The following is a 1719-nucleotide window of genomic DNA, read 5'->3' on the forward strand; positions in this document are numbered from 1 at the left end:
ACCTTTCATTTTGATTAACAAAACATTGTTGGCTATAGGTTGGGAGTATATTCAATTGATCGGACAGAGAACAAACTTTCCTCTGTCTTTTTTTGTAAAGAGTTGCTATAATAAGACGTTGTGACAACTGTTACAACTAGGAGCCGTTAATCAGTTTCATGTAGGTGTTTTACATGAGCCTGACACCTTTGATTCTGCTTGACCTTGTAAAAGAACGCCAATTCTCTTACAAGTTAGGAATCATTGGTGGGCTACTTATTTATTAAAATATTATAATTTGCAATCAAAAGGTACATTTTTTCTATCTTTACCATTACGCTATAATAGCAATGGTTAGAACTCCAACAACCGATAAATATAGACTACTTTTTCTAAATATTTTCAGCATTCAAATACCCCCTTGCTAGATTATAATAGCATAGAAATAATACTTATTCAACAAAAAAAACAAGCTTAATTCTATTTTTCAAAATAAGTATACTTAAAAATACGTTTTTTATGTAATTATCCTTGTTTTTTATACTGCCTATGTCTATTTTTTTCTCTCTTTTTTAAAAAGCTAGTTTTTTTTGCATAAAAAATATACACAATTTAGGAGGTGGTTTCAATAGACTTAAGTATAATCAGAGATATTAGGAAAGAATTGGGGTTTACTCAAGCTGAACTTTACAAAGATATCTTCTCTAAGGTTAGCTATTACAATTTTGAAAAAGGTGAAAAGAGTATCGATTTAGATCAGTTGGCTGCCGTATGTACCCGTCTTTCTATGCGACCCACAGAACTATTATATAGAGCAGATTTTACAAGGTTAGACTCTATTCCATTTTGGAAAAATAAAATGGAGTTGGTTAATCATCTTGAATCTCATGATCAATTCCATACCAAGTATGCCGATTTAGAACGACAAAAATATTTCTCTATAGGTGACTACAGTATCTTTATTGCTTTCTCAGCCTTAGGTATGTCTTGCGGCTATATCGATCGGCTAAATTTAACAAAAAATGATCTTAAAAAATTTAAAAAGTATTACAAAAAACGAACTATTTTTTTTGCTGTAGACTATGAAATACTCGCTAACCTTACCTTCTTTCTACCTGACTTAGATTTAGATATTAATTTTTTAATAAACAAACTATTTCCGCTAGAAGAGTCCTTTGGTGAGGTTTTTGATATATCTGTTCAGAATGCTCTAAAAAACCTTGTTTCATACCATGTTTCAGAAAAAAACTTTGAAGAATCTGAAAAATTCCTGAATCAGTTTAAGAAGATTCGGACAATTAATAATTTTAATATCAATTCAGTTATCAATCTGGAAGTAGTATATCTTGAACATATCAATAATTTTTATAAAAATAGGACTATTTCAGATTTTCTTGAGGCTACAAAAATGGTCAACTTATTTGAAAAATTAGGTTATACGCAGCTTCATAAAAAGCTTGTTTCTGAGATAAGCGGTATCGCTGAAAGTGAAAATTTCCAACTTCCAGATGATATTGTCATTAGTACTAAAGCATACTCAAACGAATAAAAAAAGGTGAAGTTGATATAGTCAACTTCACCTTTTTTGCTAATTTACTTTCTTTGCCTCTTTAAAATCAAAGTTCGACCCAAATGAGTAAGAAGCGATATTTACAAAAGAAGGATCCCTCTTGATTACGATAGCTTGCTGAAAAATTGGTGTTAGCGGCTGATCGTTAAGCATTATATTATTAGCTTGTA

The 1719-nt window shown here is 30.5% G+C and carries 1 protein-coding gene; it reads left to right on the forward strand.

Annotated elements, in window-relative coordinates; all coding sequences use genetic code 11:
- Positions 1–598 precede the first annotated feature (598 nt).
- Entirely contained in the window at positions 599–1528 is a 930-nt protein-coding gene (locus tag C240_RS11290) for a helix-turn-helix domain-containing protein (protein WP_333908812.1), read from the forward strand.
- Positions 1529–1719: the final 191 nt, after the last annotated feature.

The organism is Enterococcus sp. 5H (genome assembly GCF_028128615.1).
Classification (GTDB): Bacteria; Bacillota; Bacilli; order Lactobacillales; family Enterococcaceae; genus Enterococcus_L.